Raw genomic sequence first — 25585 nt, 5'->3', positions numbered from 1 at the left:
CAAAGCTGGCAGATGGAGGCTATAGTATGCGGCTGATCAGTTTATCGATTCTGATCCGACGCAGACGACGTATCAATTTACGGATACGATTAGGGTAATCAGCGATACTTTCTAAGTCATGAAATTGACGTAAAATGGTGGTGTGTTCACGAATAAGAGAGAGTTCTTTACGCTTCTGCTCGGTCAGTTGATGATGAGGATCATGCACTAATATTGCATTTTCAAGATCTAAGCGCCAAGCTCTTGGGTTTAAATTGTTCCCGGTGAGTAGCATCCATTCTTCGTCTACCCAGATACCTTTTAAATGGTAGCTATTGGATTCGTCTTTCCATAATCGGATCGTGAGCTTTTCATTATCGATATAGTATTGCAGTCGACTTGCAAAGCGGCGTAAGTTGATTTCGTAAAGATAGGGGAGTGCGCCAATCACTTTAAATGGCTCTTCCGGCGGAATGTAAAAATCGTTTGCTGTTTTATCACCGACAATAATTTCAACTTCTTTACCTTGGCGGAGTAAACGAATGATATGTCTAACCAGAATAGCCGGTAAGTTAAAATAAGGGGTGCAGATAACTAACTTCTCTTCTGTCGCAGGCATTAGATGGAAAATGGTTTGATTAAGAAGACTACGCTTTCCTAATCCGGCTAGCGGTGTGACAGCTAGTTGTTGTTCGCCAACTAAATCTTCCAACTCGTAATTAAATGTTCTCAATTCTTGACGGAATATCTTGGTTTCGTTCTTAATCTCAAGACTTGTCGGGCGATCTTTAAGATCTAATCGGTGCACGGCATCGGATTGCTTGAGATTAATGCTAATCCAATCGAACATGATATTTGCCAATGCTGGGTTTTTCATGATTTGGTAGCGGTCATATCGGTAACGTTCTTGCTGTTGAAGATATACGTTATTGATGCTGGCTCCGCTATAAATTACCGTATCATCGAAAATAAAGCCTTTAAGATGTAATACGCCTAATGCTTCACGGGTATTAACCGGAATACCATAGACAGGAATCGCCAGTTCACCGGCCTGTTCAGCAAGCTTACAGTACCAATCTGCATTCGTTTCGCCACGCGCTGCACCGATGCGTCCGCGTTGGGCTCTATGCCAATCGACACAGATGCTGATGTCAAGCTGAGGATTTTTTTGCTTTGCCTGATAGAGTGCAGCCATGATCGACTGACCTGCCTCATCGTTTTCAAGATAGAGGGCGACCAAACAGATTCTGTATTGGGCTTGAGCTATTTTTTCCAAAAGCGTGTGATGAAACTCAGCTGCAGAATACAAAAATGAAAAATCAGAGATTGATTGCGGCAATTTTGGTAGTTCTGCAAGGTATCGCTGGTGAGCATTCATTTTATTTTTTGGCAACATCGCATTACGCTTCTTCTATTAGGAATCGAAAAACAGGATAAGACTCGGGAATCTTAACTCGACACTATAGCATCAAAAGTGCTAAGAATGGCTATTTTCTACTGACGATTCTAGGGCTAGACGTAAGGTCACTATACCCTCTTCAATGCTGTTCCTGCAGTTGAAACCCAGTTGTTTAGCCAGAGCAATCATTCCTGTATTGTTCGGCATAGTAATACCATTTAGCTGCTGTAAACCATGATCTCGCGTGTAACTAACCATCTTTTCTAATAACATTCTACCCAGTCCTAAGCGCTTCAGATCGGAACGCACTAAAATTGAAAACTCGGCATCAATATTGTCACTGTCAGATATAGCCCGCGTTACACCGATAATCGTCTCGATATCGTTTTCTTGGATTACCGCTACAAACGCCATTTCCCGATCATAATCAATCTGGGTCATATTCGCCAAATCATCATGGGTGAACTCATTGATCTCACTGAAATAGCGGTAGTAGAGATCCTCTTTTGTCACTTGCCCAATAAATGCTAATAGCTGGGGTTCATCCTCAGGAAGAATCGGTCGAAATAAGGCCTGTCGGCCATCTTTTAAACTTACCCATTGCTCATATTTTTGCGGGTAAGGTCTGATAGCCAGTCGGTCTTCACTGTCCCCTACGAATGTCTGTAAAGAAAGTCGACCGTCAATTAATAGTAATGGTGTCTGTTTACCGACGAATAAATCGAGTTGGCAGTGACTGATTTCTGGACAATCGATGATCAAATCTGAGAGTTGAACGAGGAGTTGGCTCAGTTGGTAGATAGCTTCCGGTCGAATTTTCCAACGGCGAAACATCTTTTGTTGGTGGATACCTTGGGCGATAAGATGATGGGCTAACGCCATATTCAATGGGAGTAATGACGTCACGGCCTGCCTGTCTTCGTACCACATCTCGCTGGGCTCACCGACTAAAATGATCGGACCGAAGAGCGGGTCGTGTTGTACCACGATGCGTAGCCGTTGTCGGTCTTGCTCCTGAGGACCCGCTATAGCGTGTTTTGCTGGTAAGAAACCATAGCCAGCTAAAACGCGGGTAAAGTCTGCACTCTCTAAGGAAAATAAACCACTCGCAACCTGTTGTTGTAAATAGTTGCGGACATCAGTTCTTCCTGTAGGTTGAACCGCTAGCCTAGCGGGCGTTTCTCTTAGCTGTTTTTGGTTACGATGATAGGCAACGCGATGCATAAACGCAGTGACCGTCCCTTCGGGGGTTCGCCAAGTAGGGATTCTCGCTTGTGAGAAAACCGTTCGAGCGCCCTGTGAAGAATATTCCCCACACCAGTTAGTTAATAACGTTTTATATTTCGCACGAGGGTGTTGCGTGTAAAGTTTGGCTAATTGCTCAGCACACTCACTCGCAGGGGAAACCGCACTCGGCGCATGGATTACCATAATGGCCTCGGCCTCTGGGCTATCGAGTAATATAGCGGTCACGTCAAGATAGAGTTGTGTGGTGGCATCATCCTTAAGATCAAGGGGGTTTGTGACAGGGATATTATCAGGTAATCGTTCGCGTAAACGGTGTATCGTCGTAGGACTAAGTTGCAGTAGTGTACCTTGGCGGTCTTCGAGCACATCTAAGGCTAAAGCAGCTGGAGCAACCCCATTACTGACAATAAATAGCGACTCACCTGTAAAGTGTCGCATATGACTCAAGGATTCTACCGCTGAGAATAATTCATGAGAGTCATAAACACGTAGCATTCCTGCCCGCTGAATAGCAGCATCCCAAGTCCCATCAAAGGTTTCTTCGCTACCCACCAATAGGCGTGCTGCACGGCTTCGGCCACTTTTGAACATAACGATAGGTTTATTACGAGATGCACTTCGCGCCGCAGAAACAAAACGACGTGCATCGTTTAAATGTTCTAACGCGATCAAAATAGCGTGAGTCTTGGTATCTCGGGCTAAGAAATCGAGTAAGTCGTCACTATCGATGTCAATACCATCTCCCAAGGCAATAAACCATGAGAAGCCGATTTTACGTTGCTGTGCCCAATCAAGAATAGTATTTGCAACAGCGGTAGATTGCGCGATAAAGGCTAGGTTCCCTCGAGCAACCGGTACAGGAGAAAAACTGGCATTCAATCCCTGATGGGGAGCGATAAGTCCTAAGCTATTAGGTCCTAATAATCGCATATTCCAGCGAGAAGCCTGGGCGATCAGTGCCTTAAAGTGTTCTTGTGGGGCGGACAGGATAATACAGCTTCGGCAGCCTTTTTCTCCTAGCTCGTCAAGAAGTTGTGCGAGATGCCGAGCATGGGTACAGAGAATCGCTAAGTCGGGTACCACTGGAAGTGCGGCAATAGTTGGATAAGCCATGACGCCACACACTGCAGAATAGTTAGGGTTAACCGGTAAGATAGCCCCAGAGAAACCACCGGCTAGCAGATTTTTCATCATCAGATGGCCTGCCCGCCCCGCTTTTTGTGATGCGCCAATGACTGCAATGGATTTGGGTTTTAATAATGCTTCTAATCCGAGTTGGCTCATGGCTTCTCCGTTAGCAGTGGTCGATGTAATCGTTATTCTTGCCGTGTATGGATTGGGTGATGGGGTTTACCGGCTAAATAGCGTTCCCGAAATAACGAAAAATGTCGGGATAATTGCTGAGCAGCGATAGCATCACCGGCTTGGTCAAGCAGCGCAGCAGCGATTTCGGCGGTGCAGTGGTGTGCATCACTGTGCGCCTCACGTAAAGTATATTGGCTGGGCGTTGAAACATCGACCGAGATCACTGGAAAGTTTTCTAACCATGGGCTTTTACGAAACATTTTTCTCGCCTCACTCCAGGTACCGTCTAACATAATAAAAAGGGGGGGCTTACCTACCAGCGGGGGACGATGTAAGACTGTTCTGTCGGCCTGCGCATAGCTGGCAGGGAACACCACCATGGGTTGATAATTAGGCGCAATATTTTCAAGAAAATCTTTATCATTAAAAGTCGTTCTCGACCATTGATATGCCAAGGTTTCTGGCAATATATCGGCGATCAATCTTCCCGTATTACTGGGCTTCATGGGTTCCGTATCGTACATCATCAGGCAGAAGCGACTGCGTGCAGCCTGAGGTTGAATTGTTGAGCACAGACAATTACGTTGCGGTAAGAGGCAACGTTGACAACGGCTTACACGGTTACCGCGCGCAAGGAATGGGCGTGTAGCTGAGGCTAAACGTTGTGCACGAAGTTGTAATACGGCATTACAATGAGTCATAACAGATCGATACTGGATAAAAAATACAGTTTAATGGAGTTGAGCGGGGGATGCTACGCGTGAGCGCTAATTCTGGTAGAGTGATTGTTAATTCACCGATAAAGAAGATAGCTAAGCGCGCAGACATCAGGTAACCTGCGCGCTCAGTAACAGGAGAATGTGATGAACGACGAAAATAAAAGTAAAAGTAGTAAAGTGAAAGTAATGTATGTGCGCGGTGAAGAGGCAACGTCTTCGCGCAGTAGCGGTAATCCGCGGACGGGTAAAGGTGGTCGCTCATCAGACCGTAAGGCACCGACCGATCGTCGTTCATCTTCCTCTCCTCGCCGTGACGACTCAGCTTCACGTCGTAATGACTCGCCATCTCATCGTAATGATTCCCCATGGCGTACGGTCTCTAAACGTCCATCAGAACAGCAAGACTCCACGCAAACTTCGAGCGCAGAAGAAGGTTTAACGGCAAAAAGTTATATCGATCCGGAACAACTTCGTCGTCAGCGCCAAGAAGAGACGCGCGTATACGGCGAAAATGCTTGTCAGGCATTATTCCAAAGCCGACCAGAAGCGATTGTTAGGGCGTGGTTCGTGCAGAGCGTAACCCCTCGTTTTCGTGAAACTTTGCGCTGGTTAGCGGCAAACCGTAAAGCCTATCACGTGGTCGACGATAGCGAGCTGGCGAAGGCTGCGGGAACAGAGCATCACGGTGGAGTATGCTTCATCATTAAGAAACAAACCGGACTAGATGTTGCGGCATGGTTATCGCAATCAGCAGAACAAGACTGCGTTGTCGCATTAGAGAACGTTGGTAACCCACATAATCTCGGTGCGATCATGCGCAGTTGTGCTCACTTCGGGGCAAAGGCGATTTTAGTTAATGATGCTAACTTACTTGAATCTGGTGCGGCAGTGAGAACTGCAGAAGGCGGCGCTGAACACGTTCGTGCTGTGACAGCACCTTCTTTCTTACAAGGTCTTGATGCCTTTCGTCGGGCAGGTTATAGCATTGTCACGACCTCCAGTCACGAAGGGCAACCTCTAGCCTCTACGACATTCCCAGCAAAAACCGTTTTCGTTTTAGGGCAAGAAGGGGAAGGGTTGCGTGAGGATACATTACGCCAAGGGGATATCAGTCTCTCTATCGGTGGTACCGGGAATATCGAAAGTCTAAATGTGTCAGTCGCCGCAGGTATTTTGTTAGGTGAGTGGTGGCGTCAACAGAAAGCCTAAAAAAAGCGCCGCAAGGCGCTTTTTTTTTAGTGAGCACCGCCGCCGCCGCCGCCAGAATGAAAAGGAGGTTTGGCAAACCAAATGACGATTAAGAGTATTATGAATATTCCGCCAGCAGCCCAGAAAATTTCATTGGCAGAAATAATCAATCCTTGGTCAGTAATTTGCTGAGCAATATAGCTAGACGCTTGCTGGTGGCTCATCCCTAAGGACTCTAGTTGTTGATAGCTTTGTTGAGCATTGGGATTATAAGCCGTAACAGATTCGGTCAGTTGGCTATGATGCATCGCTTCTCTATTGGTCCACAGCGTAGTGGTAATAGAGGTACCGATTGATCCCCCTAGTGTCCGAATAAAATTCGACAGGCCGGATGCTGCTGCTATGCGATCTGACGAAAGGCCTGACAAGGTTATGGTTGTTAAAGGCATAAAGAAACAGGCTACCGCAAAACCTTGGATAAATTGTGGCCAGGCTGCGTCGGCAAAAGTCATCCCTGGCTCAAAGGTGTAAGCTCGCCAGTAGAAGCACAGTGCGTACATGATAAAGCTAAATGTCACCAGATAGCGCATATCGATTCGCGGTGCAAAGCGACCTATGATCGGGGAGAGAATGACAGGGAGAATCCCGACCGGAGCAGAAGCTAATCCTGCCCAAGTCGCGGTATAACCGAAAACCTCTTGAAGGAGCTGAGGGAGCAGCACGATAGTCCCGAAATAGAGCATATAAGCCAGGCTAATGGAGCCACAGCCAATAGAGAAATTTCGCGATTTAAATAATGATAGATCGATAATAGGGTGTTCGTCAGTAAGTTCCCAAATAATCAAAATAAGCAGAGCGATAACCGCCACCACTGTCAGGATGATTATCTCAGTAGAACTAAACCAATCTAGCTCTTTTCCTCTATCCAACATCACCTGTAAGCAGCCAATCCCTAAGGTCAACATCACCAAACCGACAATATCGATCGGCTGCTTGCGGGTTGGTGTCTCGCGTTTACCTAACGTTTTCAGGGCGAGTACCACGACGACGATCCCTATCGGTACGTTGATGAAAAATATCCATCCCCAATGGTAATTATCGCTGATCCAGCCGCCCAAAATAGGGCCGCAAATCGGTGCCACAATTACGGTCATTGCCCATAACGACATGGCCATACTTCGTTTTGCCGGCGGAAAATTGTTAAGCAGTAAGCTTTGGGATAAAGGAATTAATGGGCCTGCTACCACGCCTTGTATTACCCGAAAAACGATCAGCATGGTTAGGGAGTTTGACATACCACAAGCCCACGAGGCGATGGCGAACGCAGCGGTTGATGCCACGAATAACTTAACTTCACCAAATCGGCGTGCTAACCACCCCGTTAAGGGGATTGAAATAGCATTCGCAACACCAAAAGAGGTGATAACCCAAGTGCCTTGAGTATTCGATGCCCCCAAGTCACCCGCTATCGTCGGAATTGCGACATTCGCAATGGTTGAGTCAAGAACTTGCATAAACGTTGCCAGCGATAGCGCAATGGTCATTAACACGAGTTGTGCATGTTCTAAGGGCTTTCTCTCGTTAGAAGCCATAACAGTTACTCTGCATTTGCGGTAATAATTCGCTGAATAATGTGGTCGGCCTGCTGCAACTGTAAGGTTAATGCATTACTTTCATAGGCCGGAGATTTACGCATTACCGTGGCCAGTGCCTGACCTGAGGTATTACTCACATCTATTGTCACCTGAGTTGAGAGTCCAATACGTAACGGATGTTGCTGGAGTTCTTTAGGGTCTAAGGAGACGCGTACTGGTAAACGTTGTACCACTTTAATCCAGTTCCCACTGGCATTCTGTGCGGGAAGTAATGAGAAGGCACTCCCCGTTCCCATATCCAAGCCAACGACTTTACCGTGATAGGTTACAGCATCCCCATAGATATCTGCTGTCAGCGTAGCGGGTTGGCCAATTCGCACCTTAGCAAGTTGGGTCTCTTTAAAGTTGGCATCTACCCATAATTCTTGACTAGGCACCACTACCATCAGAGCACTACTTGGCGTGATCTGTGCGCCAACTTGTACGCTACGGCGAGAAACATAGCCATCGATAGGACTACGAATATCGGTACGTTGAAGTGCTAGCCAAGCATCTCTAACTTCGGCGGCACTTTGCTGGATGACAGGCTGTTGGGCGAGCGGCGTGTTTAATATCATGGCCTGATTTGCATTAAGCTGCTGAATCGCAACGTCAAGAGAAGCTTTTGCGCTGGCCGCAGTATCGCGCGCATGTTGTAACTCTTCTCGTCCAATCAATTGACGTTGCGCAAGGGGTTCACGCCGAGCTAAATCGGCTTCTGCCTGGGCAAGTGCGGTGCGCTTAAGCTCGATATTCGCTTGATATTGACGATTATTAATCATCAACTGGCGAACTTGCCGTACACTGCTAGCTAAAGCGGTTTCAGCTTTATTTAGCGCTTGATTCGCATCGGTTTTATCCAATGAAACTAAGATATCGCCTTTATGTACCAAGTCGGTGTTATCAAACCACACTTTACTAACACTTCCTGAAACTTGTGGCGATATTTGTATCTGATTTCCGGCTACATAGGCATCATCAGTATCCTGTTGGTGACTTAAAATTAAGAACCAATATAGGGCATAAGCAATTGCGACAATCACGCAGGTGATAAGTAGCAGCATCAAAAGGGGTTTGCGTTTATTTCTCGATGGCGTAGACGTTGCTGCAGAAGAAGTCTCTACGGAATTCATAAGGTAAATCCTGCTATAAAGGCGACATATAAAAAACACTTCAGCTCAGTGAAGTGTATCAATTGAAATTATTAATTAGTTTTTATTCTTATTCGGCGCTCGGTGGCGAGTTGTGCGAAAAAGTATCGAGGTGGTCGAGTAATTTACGGTAAATAGATTCCAATTGATTTTGCTCTTCTGAAGAGAGGATACCCCATATTTTTTGGAAACTATCGTACTGAGGAGGGAGGATCTCGCAGAGAAATTCATAGCCAGCATCCGTTAAATGCAGGTGCAGGCAGCGGCGATCATTGTCGCTTTCACGGCGTTCTACCCAACCACGTTTTTGTAGTTCATCGGCGACACGCGTTGCATTGGTGCGAGAAGACCCTAATGCAGAGCTGAGTTCGGAGGGTTGAATACTCTGGTTTTCACAAGCATCTAGGGTTAATAGAGCATGGAAGATAGTGTCATTAAGTCCACGATCCTTCAGCATTTTATTACGATTTTCTAGAAGCTTGGTTTGAATATGCATATGTAAACGTGTCAACAACACCACGCGTACAGGGTAATTGTCGTGGCGAAGCGACAAATTCGATAACATCTTTTCAATTGGTTCGAAAGAACTGTCCAAGTCACACCTCATTTTTACAGCTATGTACTCACAATCCGTTACCGCAATGCGCAGACAAAGGATAATTACTTAACCGGTAAAGTTGTCATAGATTGAAACTGATTACCAGCGATAAAATAACTTAGATGATTAGTATAACGCTAATTATCTAGTCGTATTATCACGCGCGCTAGTATGGACGAGTTATAAAGAAGGTGTTGGGCAAAAGATGCATAATAAAAAGGGCCACTAAAGGCCCTTGAAGAGTTAATGTTTTAACGCAAAGCGTTAGCTACCCAGTTATCAAATATGGCCTGGTGGCTCTTAATCCACCCATCAACATGGCGATTGATATCTGCTTCCGAGCTTTGCCCTGCACGCATTGCCGCATTCTCTGCATTAATATCCGCTAGCGGGAGCTTCATTTCAGCAAAGAGTTTAGCTGCCGCAGGATTTTTTTCAGCCCACTGTTTATTAGCAATGATATTGATATTGTTCACTTGGAAACCGTAATTTTTACCATTAGGCAATGTGGTATCGGTCTTTTGTGGGTCGGCGGAGAAAGGTACCTCTAACCACACGACATCTTTACCAGGTTTGAGTACATCGCTGACCCAGAAAGGTGTCCAGGTGTAATAGAGGATCGGCTTACCTTGTTTAAAGCGAGTAATAGTATCTGCCATCATTGCCGCATAGTTCCCTTGGTTATTAGAGACCGTTTGCTCAAGCTGATAAGCTTTCATTTGGTAAGCAATTACGGTATCGCATCCCCAGCCAGGCGTACATCCAGTCAGATCAGCACGACCGTCGCCATTGCTATCAAAAAGTTTTGCGATGTTAGGATCCTTTAACTGTTCGATATTGGTGATGTGATACTGATCGGCCGTCTTTTTATCAATCAAATAGCCCTGAGCTGCGCCACTGACATAATGTCCTTTCCGATAAAAGGCCGAATTGCCGCCTGCTGCATCGAACATATTTTCTTGTAGTGGCTGCCAATTAACCGCCATATAGGTCGCATCCCCTTTAGCAATCGAAGTGTAGCCAACGTTGTAGTCAACTTCTTCTGGGGCGGATACGGTATAACCTAATTTTTCTAATGCTCGACTCACCAATAAGGTTTGGAAGGTTTCCTCGGTGATTGTACTTTGAATGGGTTTAACCGTCTTGCCTCGTCCAGGAAGATCGCTAGCTTGAGTGCTCACACTGGCTAATAGGGTCAGTGCAGCAGAGGTTATAAGTAATTTACGCATAGTCAGTTCTCAACGGTGAATGGTGCGACGAAAAGGAGTGGTGAGTAGACCGATAGGGCCTGTTTGATACCAGCGCTGGTGGCGCTGATGGCGTTTATCGACGCCGAAGGATTGTGTTAATCGATCGAGGATAATAGCGAGAATAACGATACCGATTCCGCCAATCGAAGCCTGTCCCATATCAAGACGACCGATACCCCGTAAAACCATTTGTCCTAACCCGCCTACCGCGATCATTGATGCGATAACGACCATAGAAAGTGCCAGCATAAGCGTTTGGTTGATCCCCGCCATAATAGAGGGCATAGCAATAGGAAGTTGCACTTTGAATAGCATTTGTTGTGGACTGGCGCCAAAAGATTGGCTCGCCTCGATTAAATCTTCAGGGACTTGCTTAATTCCGAGGATAGTTAGGCGAATGATTGGTGGCACGGCAAAAATAATAGTGACGACTACTCCCGGGACATTCCCGATACCAAATAGCATCACAATGGGCACTAAATAGACAAAAGCAGGGGTTGTCTGCATGGCATCTAAGAGAGGGCGCACAATTTTTGCGGCACGATCACTGCGTGCTAAGGCTATACCGAGTGGAAGCCCAATGAGGACACAGAAAAATAGCGAGGTGAGGACCAATGCTAAGGTAATCATAGCGTCGTTCCACACCCCAATACAGCCAATGAAAATGAGTGCGACGAACGTACCTATCCCCATTCGTGCCGTGGTTAACTGCCATGCAATACAGGCAAAAAGGAGAATTGCCGCAGGTGCTGGAATATGGGTGAGTAACTGTTGAAAGCTACTTAGAATATAGTCGACAGGTACTCGTATTCCTTGAAAAAGTGGACGACAGTGTTCAACAAGACCATTTATTCCCACCGTCACCCAGTGATCCAGCGGGATGAGAGTTGAATGAAAGGGATCGCTTATTGAAAACGCATGATGCTCTACGGGGGCACTGTTCAACCAATCGCCCTGTTGGGAGGAAGAAGATGGTGTGGGAGTATTACTTGCTCCACCCCAAGGGTCGTTGCTGGAAGAGGTGTCTGAGCTTGTTGCCCAGGGATCGTTAGTGGTCGTAGTCATTAGTTACCGGCCTCGCGATTTAATGCTTTCAATAGCGTACTTTTAGAAATGATTCCCAAGAATTGCTGTGTCTCATCGACCACTGGCAGAGCACAAGGCGCATCAGCTACCGGCGTAAAGAGATCGCTTAAGGAGGTTGATGCGTCGACCGGTGAAAGATGAGAAAGATAGGCCTGTTCGAGGGGCTGATTTTCCTTGGCTGCGCGCTGCAAGCTTTCAGCGGTCACTATCCCTGCAAAATGCTGTTTATTCAGTACATAACCATAATCCCGGTCTTGATCAGTCAATAATTTTAGCGCCGATTTGGGCCCTAAGCCTGTGACTCGATGAATAATCGAACCGGTGGCGGGTTTTGCAATATCTTTTGCACTAAAGACCTGGCTGATATCGACCCCGCGGAAGAAAGTTTCTACGTAGGCATTAGCTGGTTGGTTAAGAATCTCATCAGGCGTTCCGACCTGAACAACTTGGCCGTTCTGCATAATGGCAATACGATCGCCAATACGCATTGCCTCATCTAAGTCGTGGGAGATAAAGACTATCGTACGTTGCTGTTTGGATTGAAGTTTAACCAGCTCATCCTGCATCTCTGTACGAATTAACGGGTCGAGAGCTGAAAAGGCCTCATCCATCAACAAAATATCAGGGTCGTTGGCGAGCGCCCTGGCTAGGCCGACACGCTGCCGCATTCCACCAGATAGCTGGTCAGGCCAAGAAGAGGCGTATTTTTCTAATCCAACTTGGCGAAGGGCTTCTAATGCTTTACTCAGTCGCTGTGATTTTTCAACGCCAGCCAAGGTCATACCAAAAGCGGTATTCTCAAGTACTGTCATATGAGGCATCAGAGCAAAGGATTGGAAGACCATACTGATTTTTGTACGACGAATTTCGCGCAGTGTTTTATCAGAAACTTGGGCGATATCTTGTCCGTCGATCAACACTTGACCACGGCTAGGGGTGATCAAACGGTTGAGCAACCTGACCAGTGTTGATTTACCGGAACCCGATAATCCCATAATCACAAAGATCTCGCCTTCGTTGATCGTCAGGTCAACATTGTTGACTCCCACTGATAAGCCGGTTTTATCGAGTATGCCTTCTTTGTCGTAACCTTGTTCGAGCAGCTTATAGGCGCGCTCAGGGTTGCCCCCAAAAATTTTATGCAAATTTTTGACTTGGAGTTTTATTGTCATGTTTACAGTAATTTCCTGATATTATTTATTTAATCATTGAGTTATCAATTATTCCCTTATGGTTAGATAACTAAACCTATCATACTGAAATGCATTAACAACCTTTTTATGCAATTTATTTTGCATATATATGCATTGGAGTAGGATTTTTCCTAGGCGCGACAAACGGTTAGGGGAAATCTTTTCAATTAATAAATTTTATCAAAGCATGTGTGGCTAATAATTAACATGCTAAGTAAATGAACGGGGGCGAGGGAGATTTTTGGCGAAAAAAAATAAAAAAAACCAGCGACTGTGCGCTGGCTTCTTGCGGAAAGCTTAGTCAGTAGATGGACTATTTACGTGACAGCAACAGACCAAATACAAAACCTACGGCTGCGGTAACGCCTAAGGCTGAGGCCGGGTTATCTTGTACCCATTGCGTTGCTTGGCAGCCAGAGTCACATAAATTTTCTCTAAGTGATTTCTTACCTTCATTGAAGGTCGCTCGCGTTTTCTTTAAAAGGCGCTCAGCATTACTGCGTGCCTCATCGAACCCTTCTTTAGCGTCGTCACCATAAGAGTTCAGTAGGGCCTCTAGTGAATCAGCTAATTCTTGTACGTCGGCATTATCTTCTGGTAAATCATATTGTTGTAATTTCTTAGCCATCATATTCTCCAAGATTTGAATTCGTGTTAATAATTATAGACAGCTTTTGGTAATTGTATAATCTTAGAGAAAATTCCGAATGATCTGAACTACATGCTCGTTGGGCTAGGATAAAGTTCGCTGATAAAAAATTAAGGAGTTTTTATATGTATTTACGACCGGATGAAGTGGCTAAGGTATTAGAAAAAGCGGGATTTGAGGTCGACGTGGTGACGCCAAAAACGTACGGCTATCGTCGTGCCGACCACTATGTTTATGTGAATCGTGAGGCTCGCTTAGGAAGAACGGCTTTAGTCATCCATCCTACTTTGAAAGAGCGCAGTCAGAATTTTGCAGAACCAACCTCTGATTTAAAAACGTGCGATCACTACAAAGAATTCCCGCTCTATCTTGCCAGTGACAATCAAGAGCATTATGGAATCCCTCATGGATTTAGTTCGCGTATCGCCTTAGAACGCTACCTATGTAGCATGTTTGGCTAACGAAGCTGCATGATTTGAGCGATATCGAGTTATATCGCTATTGAGCTGTAGGCGGTAATAACGACTGATTGTCATTACCGCTGTGAAATTTTGCCAGATATTGCGGCTGGAAGATACACATTCTTAATGTGTCACGGTATGTGCCATTAATAAAAAACTCTTGTTTCAAAATTCCTTCAGTTTCAAACCCTAACTTTGAATAAATATGAATCGCTTTTTCGTTTTCTTTATCGACGATTAAATAGAGCTTATAGAGATTCAGCACAGAAAACCCGTATTCCATTGCGGCACGCGTGGCTTTATTGGCTAATCCTTTGCCCTGATGATCCGGGGCGATAATAATTTGGAACTCGGCTCGTCGATGAATATGGTTAATTTCTACTAGCTCGACCAATCCTGCCTTTTCACCTTCATGCTCGACAACAAAACGTCGTTCGCTCTGATCATGAATATGTTTGTCGTAGAGGTCTGAAAGTTCGACAAAGGCCTCATAAGGCTCTTCAAACCAATAGCGCATAACGGTAGCATTATTATCCAGTTGATGAACAAAGCGAAGATCTTCACGTTCTAAAGGGCGGAGTTTAATCGTCATGACGAGTCCTTTTAAAAGAGAATCGAAAAGAATATCGTAACGATTGTTTCTTCAAGCTGAAGTTGGCACAAGCTTTGCAACAATTGTTTCACGATATCGTTTTTTGATGCATGGAGTAGTGTAGATGAAGGGTAGTGAGATTATCAAAGATCTTCTTGCACAAGAGTATTCGCGAGATTTGATCGGTTACGCAGGACAACCACCAAAAGTTGAGTGGCCCAATAAAGCGCGTGTCGCCGTGCAGTTTGTTCTCAATTATGAAGAAGGTGCGGAAAATCACGTTGAACATGGGGATGCAGGCTCTGAGCAATTCTTGTCGGATATTATTGGTGCTGCCAGTTATCCTGATCGCCACATGTCGATGGACTCTCTTTACGAGTACGGTTCGCGTGCCGGATTTTGGCGGATACATCAAGAATTTCAACGCAGGGGGCTGCCCTTAACCGTATTTGGGGTGGCGATGGCGCTGGCCCGTCACCCTGAAATAGTTCAAGCGATTCGAGAAGCTAACTACGATGTGGTCAGCCATGGCTGGCGCTGGATCCACTATCAAGCAATGTCGCCAGAGCAAGAAGCTGAACATATGGATAAAGCGACAGCTGTCCTAGCGGAACTGTTCGGTAAACCTCCAGTGGGCTGGTATACCGGGAGAGATAGCCCCAATACACGCCAGCTCTTAGTAGAGCGTGGCGATTATCTGTATGACAGCGATTATTACGGAGATGATCTGCCTTTCTGGATGCCCGTGACTACGCAAGATGGGCAGCAGCACTCTCATTTGGTGATCCCTTACACGCTTGAATGTAACGATATGCGCTTTGCAACTCCGCAAGGGTTTAACACCGCTGAGCAGTTTTATACCTATTTACGTGATAGTTTTGACGTTCTCTACGAAGAAGGTAAGACATCGCCGAAAATGTTATCGATAGGAATGCACTGTCGGTTATTAGGACGACCGGGTAAGTTTCGCGCATTGCAACGATTCCTTGATCACATCCAACAATTTCCAGATGTATGGATCTGTACGCGCCAGCAGATTGCAGAGCACTGGGTAACTCATCACCCAGCACCCTGAGTTTATATCAATGAATGAGAGTTTATTGTTAGCTCATTAGACTGACGTGGGCCGCGACGATTCGCCATCCTTGGGGGAATTTTATCCAAGTCTGTTGTTGGCGGCCAATTTTGGTGGTGTTATCACGCGTGAATTCCGTGCTACACACCGCCATTTCTTCACCATAGGTCGTGATAACAGTATTCCTGAGGTTACGGTCCAAATTAGCGGCTGGACGACTTGCACGAAAAGCCTGAATTTCTTCTATTCCATAGAGATTCTCACCGGCTCCCAGCCTTACTGTATGGGGGCTTTGCCAAAATAGTTCGTCTAATACAACAGTATCATTAGTAGTGAGGGCGATTTCGTAGCGATTAAATTGACGTTCTACTTCTGCCAGCACATGGGGTTGGTTGATTGTTATATCTGCCATCGATGTTTCCTAAAAGGTGTGTTGTAACGTCACGTTGTTTTGCTCGAGTCGCCAAGCGGCTTCCAAGGTCGTCGATTCTTGATAAGGGGCAGCGATAAGCTGAACACCAATCGACAAACCGTTATCCGTCCGGACGGGAGCGGTACATACCGGGAGTCCAACAAAAGAAAAAGGTTGCGCGAGCATTCCCATACTGGCTTTTGTGGGCAAGGATTTTCCTTGGATCTCGATCGATTGTTGTCCAATCACTGTTGCCGCGCAAGGTGTCGCGGGAGCAATTAACAGATCGAACTTCTCAAACAGAGCCAATACCTGACGTGTGAAATGTTCACGAAAGCGTTGTGCTTGCATAGGCCAGCTGGCAGGAAGCATGCATCCTGCTAATAAGCGTTCCCGCGAATTGGCTTCGAAGCGCTCTGGCATTTCACGTAATGCATTTAAATAATGGCTCCCTCCCTCGCTCGCGGTCAGTAAAAAAGCCGCGGAACGTGCCAGCTCAGCATCGACGAGTTCGACTTCATGGTCAGCACCCAGTGCACGGGCGACTTTCTCCGTAACGGCACGGGCTTGATCATCTGCCCACTGTGTAAAATACCCGCCCAATACTGCGACTTTTAACGTCTTTTTTTGTTGTCCGAGCTGTGTTGAAACCAGATTTACTGGGTGAGTGGACTGAAAACGATCGGCGGGATCGTGACCTTGTAAGTGGTCATAGACCAATGCCAGATCCTCGACATGACGCGCGAGGGGGCCAATGTGATCGAGGCTGGCGACAAACGGATGGCTACCACGTCGCGAGAGGCGACCAAAGGTTGGCTTAAGGCCAAACACGCCACACAGGGAAGCGGGGACACGAATCGACCCGTTGGTGTCAGTGCCTAATGAGAAATGCGCTAATCCCGCCGCCACTGCGGCGGCGGAACCGCCTGATGAACCTCCCGCAATGCGTGTCGTATCGAGCGGATTACGGCATGCGCCATAGTGACTATTCTCGGTAGTAAATCCGTAGGCATAAGCGTCCATATTAAGCATACCGGTAAGGATAGCGCCCGACTGATTGAGTTGTTGGATCGCCCAAGCATCTTCTAAGGCTGCTTGGCGCTGACTAAATAACTCAGCCCCAGCAAGGGTCACTTCATCTTTAACATCGAACAGATTTTTTACGGCGTAAGGGATAGCCGCTAGCGGCCCAAATAGGTCGCCTGCATCTCGTTGTTTATCCAGTTTTTCAGCATGTTTCCTTGCCCTTGAGGCGGTAATTGCTGTCCAGGCATTCAACGCTGGATTAGCGGCTTGAATCGCCGTGAGAAAGTGCTCGGTGATATCAACTGCGCTGAGCTGTTTTGAGGCCCAACGTTGATGCAGCGCGTTAATCGTCAAAGAAGCAAGATTCATAGTTTCCAGACGCCTCCCACTTCTTGACGCTCATCGAGTGGGTAAGCCATCAGCGGTGCAGCAATGTCAGCAATACGGGCGAGTTGCAAAGCCAGTTCATTTTGACGTGATTCATCGAGTTGTATGTCGAGCAGTAAGCTCATCTGGGTAATATAACTAGGCCAATCAATCGTTTTATTCATTGTAATTCCTTAATAACCGGCAGCACTACCGTTACTGCGAGGATCGCTAGCACCTTCCACCAGCCCATTGGGATGGCGAACAATTGCCCCAGCATGACCCGTCGCTTCACTCCAAGCCTCGAGTCTTTCTGTACGGTGACCTAACGCTTTAAGTCCTTGATAGGTCTCTTCACTAAAGCGTGATTCGAGTTTTAATGAATCAGAGGCATTACCCCATGTTCTGCCTAACAACCAACGTGGGGCACTTATGGCCTCTTGCAGTGGTAGCTGCTGTTGAACATAACGGGTAAAAAGTGTCGCTTGTGTTTGGGGTTGCCCATCTCCCCCCATCGAGCCATACACTAAGGTTCGGCCATCATGCAGTTTCGCCGCAGCAGGATTTAAGGTGTGGAAAGGGTACTTTTTTGGCGCGAGGCAGCGGGGATGACTGCTTTCTAAGCTGAAGGCGGCACCACGGTTTTGCCATAAAATGCCCGTCTCTGGAATGACTACGCCACTGCCAAATTCATGGTAAATGCTTTGAATGAACGAGACCGAATACCCATTTTTATCCGTTACCCCCATCCATACGGTATCACCTGGCAGCAGGGGCTCACCCCACGGGGCGGCTTGCTCGGTATTCAATTGCTGGCTCAACGTATCCAAATGAGAGGTGTTAAGCAGTTGTTGTAGATCAAGGGTGATCTCTTTGGGATCCGTTATGTGCTCGTCACGAAGCGTAAATGCCAATTTTGTGGCTTCGACAATACGGTGGATAGTCTGAATTTCGTCGCATTGTTCAAGATCAAAGCGATCAAGAATACCGAGAATCGCCAGTGAAACTAGGCCTTGTGTAGGCGGCGCAAGATTATAAAGTGTTCCGCTGGAGTGTTTAACGCTGAGCGGGGTTTTGTACTGTGCCTGATGGTCGAGAAGATCTTGTTCGGTAATCGGCATACCAAGCCGGGCCATGCCGGCGGCAATTTTCTTGCCGAGTGTTCCACGATAGAAGCTATCAAGCCCCTCGTCAGCGAGCACTTTTAGGCTACAGGCCAAATCAGGCTGACGTAAACGCTCTCCCGCAATGGGCGTGCGGTTTTCAGGAAGGTAAATGTCACTAAACCCAGGTAGGTGTGCTAGCTCTCCCGCTTTACTCTTTGTCGCCTGTGCCTGTGAGGCCGTTACAGGGATACCGCTTTCAGCATAATGGATCGCGTCAGCGAGTAATGTGGATAGTGGTAGGGTGTGAGCAAAGTGCTGTGTGGCGTAGTCTAGCGCGAGTTTCCAGCCACTCACTGTCCCCGCGACGGTTAACGCTGCCTGCGGACCTCGGAAAGGGATGGTGGTTTGCGGGTGATAGCGCTGCACGGTCGCCAATGACCCCGCAGCACCACTCGCATCGATCGCGATAGGCTCCCCTTCGGGTGGGACGATTAACCAAAATCCATCACCACCTAATCCATTCATATGAGGGTAGACGACGGCAATCGTTGCCGCAGCAGCGACCATCGCCTCAATGGCATTGCCTCCTTGACGTAATATCGTTAGCGCACTGCTGCTTGCCAAGTGATGGGGGGTGACCGCCATACCGTTTGGCGCTAAATTGCTTTGAATCATTATTGTCTATCCACAGATGGCAAAGAGATTGACCAAGCAAATTTTATACCGAGATGAAAAAAAAATTTCAGAGTGGTCTAAATCCTGCTTAATACAGTGAAATGTTTGTTACAGGAGTGAAGATGACGCCTTTAAATCAGCGATTGGCAAGCCATTATGAGAGCCTGACCCCACAAGAGAAGCGTGTGGCAGATTTTGTTGTCGATCATTTTGATGATTTGATCAGTTATAACAGTGCGGAGCTCGCACGGGTTAGCGGCGTATCGAAAGCGACGGTGAGTCGTTTATTTAAACGCCTCGGATACGAAAAATATAAGGATATGTACGAGGAGCTGCGCCTATTACGACAAAGCGGCATGCCATTAACGGAACCGAGAGATATTGTCCATGGCGATACCTTGCTCGCTAGACATTACAAACAGGAGATGGCGAACCTGCTCCATTGGACAACGCTTCTTGATACCCAGGAATTCTCAGCGGCGATTCGCGCCCTGAATCAAGCTCGGCAAGTCGGAATCGTGGGTTATCGAAATGCCTATCCCGTTGCGTTACATCTGCGTGCACAATTGATCCAAGCCAGAGCACAAGTCAGTTTATTTCCGACCCCTGGGCAGACGCTTTCTGAAGAGCTGGTGGACTATGGCCCGCAGGACGTGGTGGTGGTGATTGCCTTTAGACGCCGCCCGGCACTGATAAAAAAATTACTCCAACAGCTACAACGTCAACAGGTTCCGGTGATTACGCTCTCGGAGCCGCAGGCATTGAATATACAGGGATTGGCGACTTGGCAATTTGCGACACCATTGGAAAGCGTTTCTGCTTTTGATTGTTACAGTGCGGCGATGAGTTTTGTCACCTTAATGGCAAATTCTTTACTGCATTCGACCTTAGAGACTGGACGGCAACGTATTCATAAAATTGCCGAAAGCTATCAACATCTCGAAGAGCTAGAGCAACGATAATGGGGCACTATAAGGGTGCGCTGCATTATCTTGGTGCATAGCGCCCATCCCTTAGCGATCGAAAAGCTGGGCGTTAGCTAACATTTTACGTCAATACCGTCTGGCACAATTGTTGCAGCATTCTCTTATAAGAATTTTTAGTTTCAATCATCAAGGACTCGTACATGGATATCTCTTCTTTTTCTCAAATCAATCCACCACCACGTTTACTGATGGGGCCTGGCCCAATCAATGCCGATCCTCGTGTATTGCGTGCAATGTCGAGTCAACTTATCGGTCAGTATGATCCGGCGATGACAAATTATATGAATCAGGTTATGGCACTCTATCGGGGCGTATTTGCCACCCAAAACCAGTGGACTTTACTGGTTGATGGGACATCACGAGCCGGAATTGAAGCCATTCTCGTTTCAACCATTCGTCCAGGCGACAGAGTCTTGGTTCCGGTATTTGGTCGCTTTGGCCACTTGTTATGTGAAATTGCCCGCCGCTGCCGTGCTGAGGTGCACACTATTGAAGTCCCTTGGGGAGAAGTGTTTAGTCCCGAACAGATTGAAACTGCGATTAAAAAAGTAAAACCTCGTCTACTGCTAACAGTGCAAGGCGACACCTCGACCACTATGCTGCAGCCCTTGGATCAACTCGGGGAAATTTGCCGTCGTCACGGGGTATTACTCTATACCGATGCGACCGCTTCGCTAGCAGGTAACGCCTTGGAGACCGACGCTTGGGGAATTGATGCCGTTTCCGCGGGAATGCAAAAATGTCTATGCGGTCCCTCTGGCACTTCCCCTATCACCTTAAGTGATCGTCTCGTTGAAGAGATCCGTAAGCGCAAGTGTGTCGAGGAAGGGATCCGCACGGCTCAGCACCAACAAGGCGCTGAAGAGATGATCTACTCGAATTATTTTGATCTCGGTATGGTGCTCGATTATTGGGGGCCAGAACGTCTGAACCACCATACAGAAGCGACCAGTGCCTTATTTGGGGCTTATGAGGCTGCTCGCCTTATTTTAGAAGAAGGGCTGGAAGCAGGGATCGCGCGTCATAAACTCCACGGTGATGCCATGCTTAAAGGGGTGCAAGCGATGGGGTTACAGGTCTTCGGCGACATTCAACATAAGATGAATAATGTGTTAGGAGTCTATATACCTTCTGACGTGGTGGGGGATGAAGTCCGTCATCTGATGCTTAATGATTTTGGGATTGAAATCGGCACCTCTTTCGGTCCGCTGCACGGTAAAGTATGGCGAATCGGTACAATGGGTTATAACGCACGGAAAAGCTGCGTGATGCAAACGCTTACCGCGCTTGAAGCCGTATTAAATCATGTGGGCTTTAAGACGATTCAGGGGGCGGCGCTTCAAGCCGCTTGGGACCATTATCAAGCGGTGGATTGCTATGCTTAATCTCATTCCAAAAGCGCTGGCGGATAGTGCCGCCGAGCGTGTGATGCAGCGTTGTGACCTGTTAGCGGCTATCAGTGAAACGCCGGGAGCGCTGACACGCGTTTATCTCTCTGATGAACATTTCCAAGCGAATCGCCAAGTTCAGCAATGGATGGAAGAGGCTGGGATGTCAGTCTGGCAAGATGAAGTGGGCAACATCTGTGGTCGGTACGAAGCCGTAACAGAAGGCGCTCCCGCTATCTTATTAGGTTCACATCTTGATTCAGTCCGTAATGCAGGGCGTTATGATGGTCCGCTGGGTGTTTTAACGGCTATTGAAGTGGTGAGCGCTTTACATCGTCAGCATATCCGTCTGGCTAACGCTATCGAAATTGTTGGCTTTGCGGATGAAGAAGGCACCCGTTTTGGGATTACGTTACTTGGTAGTAAAGGGTTAACCGGGCAGTGGCCGAATGATTGGCTTGATAAAACGGACGATAAGTCAATCAGCGTGCGAGAAGCGATGATCGCGCAACAGCTCGATCCGCGTAGCGTATTGCAGGCAGCCCGTGATCCAGAGTCTATCGCTGCCTATTTAGAGCTCCATATCGAGCAAGGCCCTTGCTTAGAAGTGGCAGACCTACCGCTCGGTGTGGTGACGGCGATAAATGGCGCGCATCGTTTAAATTGTCGCTTTACTGGACTTGCTGGACATGCCGGCACAGTGCCAATGTCACAGCGACAAGATGCGCTCGCCGCGGCAGCTGAATGGATTATGGCTATTGAAAAAGAGACAGCTGAAGCGGCAGGCGGATTAGTCGCAACGGTCGGGCAAATCAGTTGTTCACCAGGGGCCGTGAATGTGATCCCAGGTGAAGTCTCATTAACCTTAGATATTCGAGGTCCCGAAGATACCCCGTTAAGTCAGCTTTTAGAACAATTGCTATCACGAGCGCAGAATATTGCGTCCGCACGTGGCATTACCTTCGATGCTGAAGAGTTTTATCATATCGCGGCGACAACCTGTGATCCGCGCTTACGTGCCGCATGTACGCAAGCGGTTACCGCCGTTCAAGGAAGTGCGCCACAATTATCAAGTGGTGCAGGTCATGATGCGATTGCGATTGCCGCACAGTGGCCAGTTGCCATGATTTTTGTGCGCTGTGAAAAAGGGATCAGCCATCATCCGGCCGAAGCTGTCACAGTACAAGATGTTGCAGCAGGGATCCAAGCGTTTACCCATGCGGTGCAATTAACGGCCACTCCCTTACGAGAATATGAAACTGATGATCTCTCTCAAGCAGTTTAATGAAAGCGACGCACAAGGCGCACAGCAGGCTATCGCTCATTGCGTAGCGATAGAAACGTGGCAAACTGAACTGGTGGCACATCGACCTTACCCGGATATTGAAGCGTTACATAAAGTCGCTACCGAGTTAACCGCTGAGTGGGGGAAAGAAGCCTTGATCTTGGCGTTAAAGGCGCATCCTCGTATTGGCGAACGGCCTATGGGAGAGAGTTCTGAGGCTCAGGCGTCGCGTAGCGAACAAGCTGCGGTTCAAGACGCAGACCAACAGAGTAAAGAGGCAATTCGGTTGGGAAACTTGCTTTATGAACAACGTTTCCAACGAGTCTTTTTGATTCGCGCTAAAGGTCGCTCGCCGCAAGATATTCTGGCAGCCCTCGAGCAACGTTTACAGTTTAGTGACGCAGAAGATATCGAGGCGAGTGTAGAACAGCTTCGTGAAATTACGGCGCTACGCCTGCAGGAGGCTATTCAATGAGTACGATTACGACGCATATTTTAGATACCGCCCTGGGAAAACCGGCAAGTAATGTCGCCATCTCCTTAGACCAACTCACTAACGAGGGATGGCAACAGATTGCCGAAGGGAGGACGGATAGCGATGGGCGACTAAAAACGTTAACGCCTGAGCCTATCGTTCCAGGACACTATCGATTAACCGCTGAAATTGGCGACTATTTTGCACAGAGTAATCGTCCTTCGCTTTACCTCACGGCACAAATTGATTTTGTCATTACACAGACCGGCGAACACTTCCATCTTCCCTATCTTATCACCCCGAATTCTTGGTCAACCTACCGGGGGAGTTAAGGTAAAATTATCCGCATCCTGCCAAGCGGGAAACGCTTGGCGATAAGCGATAACCCGCTGACGGTCGATGGTTGCTGAAAGCACCGTCGCCTCCCCAGGTAAGGCAGAGGCGACCACTTCCCCCTCAGGCGTAATGATTTGGCTATCCCCTCGGTACGACAGCCCATTTTCATCCTCACCTACGCGATTACAGCCAATGACCCAACTTTGGTTTTCGATAGCCCGCGCTAAGAGTAAGGCTTGCCAGTGGTTTGCACGAGCGGCAGGCCAACTGGCTACATAGATCATTAAGTCATAATCGTTGTTAATGGTGCGCGAAAAGGCCGGAAAGCGGAGGTCATAGCAAATTTGCGGCAGTATACGCCATCCACGGTAGTCGATAATTTGGCGGTGAGTTCCAGGCTTATAGTACTGGTGTTCATTGGCCATCCGAAAAAGATGGCGTTTATCGTAGTGAGAGGTGTGCCCCTGCGGTGTGACAAAATAGAATCGATTTACGGCTCCGTCAGTCAACTGAATCGCTGCGCTACCGCATATTGCGGTGTCATGCTTATGGGCGAGTGCTCGTAACCAGCTAAGCACTCGCGTTTCACTCAGAGAATGGGTGGCAGCTTGCATGGCAAACCCAGTAGTGAACATTTCGGGTAAAATCCATAGATCGCAGGGGGCGGATTGTTCAATGAGCTGAGAGAAATGTTGAAGATTAGCTTCGCCATCCATCCAAATGATAGGTTGTTGTAATACCCTGACAATTAAAGCTGACATAGTCTCTCCGCCGCGGCCTGTAATGTCGCTTCTTCTTTGGCAAAACAGAGCCTAATTAAGCGATGAGGGAAGGCCTCTTTACAGAAAACAGAAAGAGGAATCGCCGCAACGCCAACTTCTTTGGTGAGATAGAGGCAAAAATCGACATCGTTCATCTCTGAAATGACCGAATAATCGAGCAGTAGAAAATAGGTTCCTTGACAAGGTAGTAAGGTGAACCGACTGTTTTGCAAGGCATTAATTAAAAAATCTCGGCGTTGCTGATAAAAGGCCGGAAGCGTCTCATCGTGCTCAGGTGCATGCTCCAGCATGTCTGCTAACGCGAGCTGTGAAGGGGTATGAACTGAAAACGTTAAATATTGGTGAATTTTACGGATTTCGAGACTCAGGCTAGGCGGGGCAACACAATAGCCAACTTTCCAGCCTGTCATATGGTAGGTTTTTCCAAATGACGACACGACCACCCCTCGCTCCCGTAAGAAAGGGTGTTGCAATAGGCTGAAATGCCCCTGCGGCTCGAAGCAAATATGTTCATATACCTCATCGCTTAACACAAATATGGGATGTTCAGCAATGGCATCCCATAACGCGTCTAAATCCTGCTTTTTCCAAACACTCGCGGTGGGATTGTGCGGGGTATTAATGATGACTAAGCGGGTTTTATCGCTAATTGCCGCAGAGAAGCTGGACCAATCAGGCGCAAAATCGGGAGGCGTTAGCGGTATATGTTTCATTATTCCTCCTGCTAATTGTACGGCAGGAGCGTAACTATCGTAACTAGGCTCGAAGCAGATGACTTCGTCACCCGGTCGGATTAACGCAGTAATACTGGCAAATAAGGCCTCTGTAGCGCCCGCTGTCACGGTAATGTCGGTCTCTTTATCGACTGTAGTTCCGTAGCACCGCGCGATTTTTTGACCGATTGCCTCACGTAGAGCTAGCGCCCCAGACATTGGCGCATATTGGTTTGCGCCATTAGCGACATGATACGCTAGACGTTGTTGTAAGTAATCTGGGCCACTAAAATCAGGAAATCCCTGAGAAAGGTTAATTGCACCAACCTGCTGTGCCAGCGCGCTCATGGTAGTGAAAATAGTGGTGCCTAAGGCGGGAAGTTTACTTTCCGGAACCGGTGCTGAACGAGTCATAAAGTCCTCAACGTCATAGAAAGAGCTAGTGAAGTCCACTATAACAGGGCCAAAATATTTAGCAATATGGACGTTTGGATGTCTAAAACCTCTT

The 25585-nt window shown here is 47.4% G+C and carries 25 protein-coding genes; 8 read left to right on the top strand and 17 right to left on the bottom strand.

The window, feature by feature from the left end:
* Window positions 1-19: 19 nt before the first annotated feature.
* The 3 genes from pssA to QJR74_RS11310 all read right to left on the bottom strand — a co-directional run bounded on the left by pssA (window position 20) and on the right by QJR74_RS11310 (window position 4632).
* A complete protein-coding gene (pssA, locus tag QJR74_RS11320; protein ID WP_304371958.1) occupies window positions 20-1375 on the bottom strand; it encodes a CDP-diacylglycerol--serine O-phosphatidyltransferase in 1356 nt (451 codons plus the stop codon).
* Window positions 1376-1456: 81 nt separating this feature from the next.
* Window positions 1457-3910 carry a bifunctional acetate--CoA ligase family protein/GNAT family N-acetyltransferase gene (locus tag QJR74_RS11315; RefSeq protein WP_304371957.1) on the bottom strand — a complete coding sequence of 818 codons (2454 nt, stop codon included), beginning with the start codon at window positions 3908-3910 and terminating at the stop codon, window positions 1457-1459.
* A gap of 32 nt (window positions 3911-3942) precedes the next feature.
* Window positions 3943-4632, bottom strand: coding sequence for a tRNA-uridine aminocarboxypropyltransferase (locus QJR74_RS11310; RefSeq protein ID WP_304371956.1), 690 nt, complete (start codon window positions 4630-4632; stop codon window positions 3943-3945).
* Between the two features lie 162 nt (window positions 4633-4794).
* Here QJR74_RS11310 and QJR74_RS11305 point away from each other — a divergent pair, with 162 nt between their 5' ends.
* On the top strand, window positions 4795-5859 hold the full coding sequence (locus tag QJR74_RS11305; RefSeq protein ID WP_304371955.1) for a tRNA/rRNA methyltransferase: 1065 nt from the start codon (window positions 4795-4797) through the stop codon (window positions 5857-5859).
* 26 nt (window positions 5860-5885) lie between these two features.
* On the opposite strand, the gene emrB is transcribed toward QJR74_RS11305, so the two are convergent.
* The 7 genes from emrB to QJR74_RS11270 form a co-directional block, all read right to left on the bottom strand.
* The gene (gene emrB, locus QJR74_RS11300) at window positions 5886-7430 is read right to left on the bottom strand and encodes a multidrug efflux MFS transporter permease subunit EmrB (RefSeq protein ID WP_304371954.1); all 1545 of its coding nucleotides are present in this window, start codon (window positions 7428-7430) and stop codon (window positions 5886-5888) included.
* A 5-nt stretch (window positions 7431-7435) separates the two neighbouring features.
* Entirely contained in the window at window positions 7436-8605 is a 1170-nt protein-coding gene (gene emrA / locus QJR74_RS11295; RefSeq protein WP_304371953.1) for a multidrug efflux MFS transporter periplasmic adaptor subunit EmrA, read from the bottom strand.
* Window positions 8606-8693: 88 nt separating this feature from the next.
* Window positions 8694-9218 (bottom strand): transcriptional repressor MprA, encoded by a 525-nt coding sequence (mprA, locus tag QJR74_RS11290; RefSeq protein ID WP_304371952.1) that lies wholly within the window; start codon window positions 9216-9218, stop codon window positions 8694-8696.
* Between the two features lie 254 nt (window positions 9219-9472).
* A complete protein-coding gene (proX, locus tag QJR74_RS11285; protein ID WP_304371951.1) occupies window positions 9473-10450 on the bottom strand; it encodes a glycine betaine/L-proline ABC transporter substrate-binding protein ProX in 978 nt (325 codons plus the stop codon).
* A gap of 9 nt (window positions 10451-10459) precedes the next feature.
* The gene (gene proW, locus QJR74_RS11280) at window positions 10460-11536 is read right to left on the bottom strand and encodes a glycine betaine/L-proline ABC transporter permease ProW (protein WP_304371950.1); all 1077 of its coding nucleotides are present in this window, start codon (window positions 11534-11536) and stop codon (window positions 10460-10462) included.
* Window positions 11536-12729: a glycine betaine/L-proline ABC transporter ATP-binding protein ProV gene (gene proV, locus QJR74_RS11275; RefSeq protein WP_304371949.1), complete on the bottom strand. Its 1194-nt coding sequence runs from the start codon at window positions 12727-12729 to the stop codon at window positions 11536-11538. The genes proW and proV overlap by 1 nt, the downstream gene beginning before the upstream one ends.
* A gap of 334 nt (window positions 12730-13063) precedes the next feature.
* Complete coding sequence (locus tag QJR74_RS11270; protein ID WP_241575287.1) at window positions 13064-13378, bottom strand: DUF883 family protein; 315 nt, start codon at window positions 13376-13378, stop codon at window positions 13064-13066.
* Between the two features lie 146 nt (window positions 13379-13524).
* Here QJR74_RS11270 and QJR74_RS11265 point away from each other — a divergent pair, with 146 nt between their 5' ends.
* A complete protein-coding gene (locus QJR74_RS11265) occupies window positions 13525-13860 on the top strand; it encodes a DUF2002 family protein (RefSeq protein ID WP_048914136.1) in 336 nt (111 codons plus the stop codon).
* Window positions 13861-13897: 37 nt separating this feature from the next.
* Here the strand turns inward: QJR74_RS11265 and speG are convergent, their stop codons facing one another.
* On the bottom strand, window positions 13898-14452 hold the full coding sequence (speG, locus tag QJR74_RS11260; RefSeq protein WP_062812332.1) for a spermidine N1-acetyltransferase: 555 nt from the start codon (window positions 14450-14452) through the stop codon (window positions 13898-13900).
* A gap of 124 nt (window positions 14453-14576) precedes the next feature.
* On the opposite strand from speG, the gene puuE reads away from it, so the two are divergent.
* Window positions 14577-15527 carry an allantoinase PuuE gene (puuE, locus tag QJR74_RS11255; RefSeq protein WP_304371948.1) on the top strand — a complete coding sequence of 317 codons (951 nt, stop codon included), beginning with the start codon at window positions 14577-14579 and terminating at the stop codon, window positions 15525-15527.
* A 28-nt stretch (window positions 15528-15555) separates the two neighbouring features.
* Here puuE and hpxZ read toward each other — a convergent pair whose 3' ends face one another.
* Genes hpxZ through QJR74_RS11235 form a run of 4 tightly spaced genes read right to left on the bottom strand, consistent with a single transcriptional unit; the run spans window position 15556 to window position 19112 of the window.
* Window positions 15556-15939, bottom strand: a complete 384-nt coding sequence (gene hpxZ / locus QJR74_RS11250) for an oxalurate catabolism protein HpxZ (protein ID WP_304371947.1) — start codon at window positions 15937-15939, stop codon at window positions 15556-15558.
* A 9-nt stretch (window positions 15940-15948) separates the two neighbouring features.
* Window positions 15949-17334: an AtzE family amidohydrolase gene (locus QJR74_RS11245; protein ID WP_304371946.1), complete on the bottom strand. Its 1386-nt coding sequence runs from the start codon at window positions 17332-17334 to the stop codon at window positions 15949-15951.
* Entirely contained in the window at window positions 17331-17516 is a 186-nt protein-coding gene (gene hpxX / locus QJR74_RS11240) for an oxalurate catabolism protein HpxX (protein WP_304371945.1), read from the bottom strand. The genes QJR74_RS11245 and hpxX overlap by 4 nt, the downstream gene beginning before the upstream one ends.
* A 9-nt stretch (window positions 17517-17525) precedes the next feature.
* Window positions 17526-19112 (bottom strand): gamma-glutamyltransferase family protein, encoded by a 1587-nt coding sequence (locus tag QJR74_RS11235; protein ID WP_304371944.1) that lies wholly within the window; start codon window positions 19110-19112, stop codon window positions 17526-17528.
* Window positions 19113-19234: 122 nt separating this feature from the next.
* Here QJR74_RS11235 and QJR74_RS11230 point away from each other — a divergent pair, with 122 nt between their 5' ends.
* The 5 genes from QJR74_RS11230 to uraH all read left to right on the top strand — a co-directional run bounded on the left by QJR74_RS11230 (window position 19235) and on the right by uraH (window position 23578).
* Complete coding sequence (locus QJR74_RS11230; protein ID WP_304371943.1) at window positions 19235-20074, top strand: MurR/RpiR family transcriptional regulator; 840 nt, start codon at window positions 19235-19237, stop codon at window positions 20072-20074.
* A 164-nt stretch (window positions 20075-20238) separates the two neighbouring features.
* Complete coding sequence (locus QJR74_RS11225; RefSeq protein WP_304371942.1) at window positions 20239-21483, top strand: pyridoxal-phosphate-dependent aminotransferase family protein; 1245 nt, start codon at window positions 20239-20241, stop codon at window positions 21481-21483.
* Window positions 21476-22771, top strand: a complete 1296-nt coding sequence (gene hpxK / locus QJR74_RS11220) for an allantoate amidohydrolase (RefSeq protein WP_304371941.1) — start codon at window positions 21476-21478, stop codon at window positions 22769-22771. The genes QJR74_RS11225 and hpxK overlap by 8 nt, the downstream gene beginning before the upstream one ends.
* On the top strand, window positions 22749-23246 hold the full coding sequence (gene uraD / locus QJR74_RS11215; RefSeq protein WP_304374031.1) for a 2-oxo-4-hydroxy-4-carboxy-5-ureidoimidazoline decarboxylase: 498 nt from the start codon (window positions 22749-22751) through the stop codon (window positions 23244-23246). Before hpxK ends, uraD begins: the two co-directional genes overlap by 23 nt.
* Complete coding sequence (uraH, locus tag QJR74_RS11210; protein ID WP_304371940.1) at window positions 23243-23578, top strand: hydroxyisourate hydrolase; 336 nt, start codon at window positions 23243-23245, stop codon at window positions 23576-23578. Before uraD ends, uraH begins: the two co-directional genes overlap by 4 nt.
* Here the strand turns inward: uraH and QJR74_RS11205 are convergent.
* Together QJR74_RS11205 and QJR74_RS11200 are read right to left on the bottom strand one after the other, a co-directional pair.
* Complete coding sequence (locus QJR74_RS11205; RefSeq protein ID WP_304371939.1) at window positions 23558-24343, bottom strand: amidohydrolase; 786 nt, start codon at window positions 24341-24343, stop codon at window positions 23558-23560. The genes uraH and QJR74_RS11205 overlap by 21 nt on opposite strands.
* Window positions 24331-25491, bottom strand: a complete 1161-nt coding sequence (locus tag QJR74_RS11200; protein ID WP_304371938.1) for a pyridoxal phosphate-dependent aminotransferase — start codon at window positions 25489-25491, stop codon at window positions 24331-24333. Before QJR74_RS11200 ends, QJR74_RS11205 begins: the two co-directional genes overlap by 13 nt.
* Between the last annotated feature and the right edge of the window lie 94 nt (window positions 25492-25585).

The sequence above is a fragment of the Tatumella ptyseos genome, from assembly GCF_030552895.1.
Lineage (GTDB): Bacteria > Pseudomonadota > Gammaproteobacteria > Enterobacterales > Enterobacteriaceae > Rosenbergiella > Rosenbergiella ptyseos_A.
Note: the sequence above shows the minus strand (reverse complement) of the source record. Positions and strands in the feature narration are given on the sequence as shown.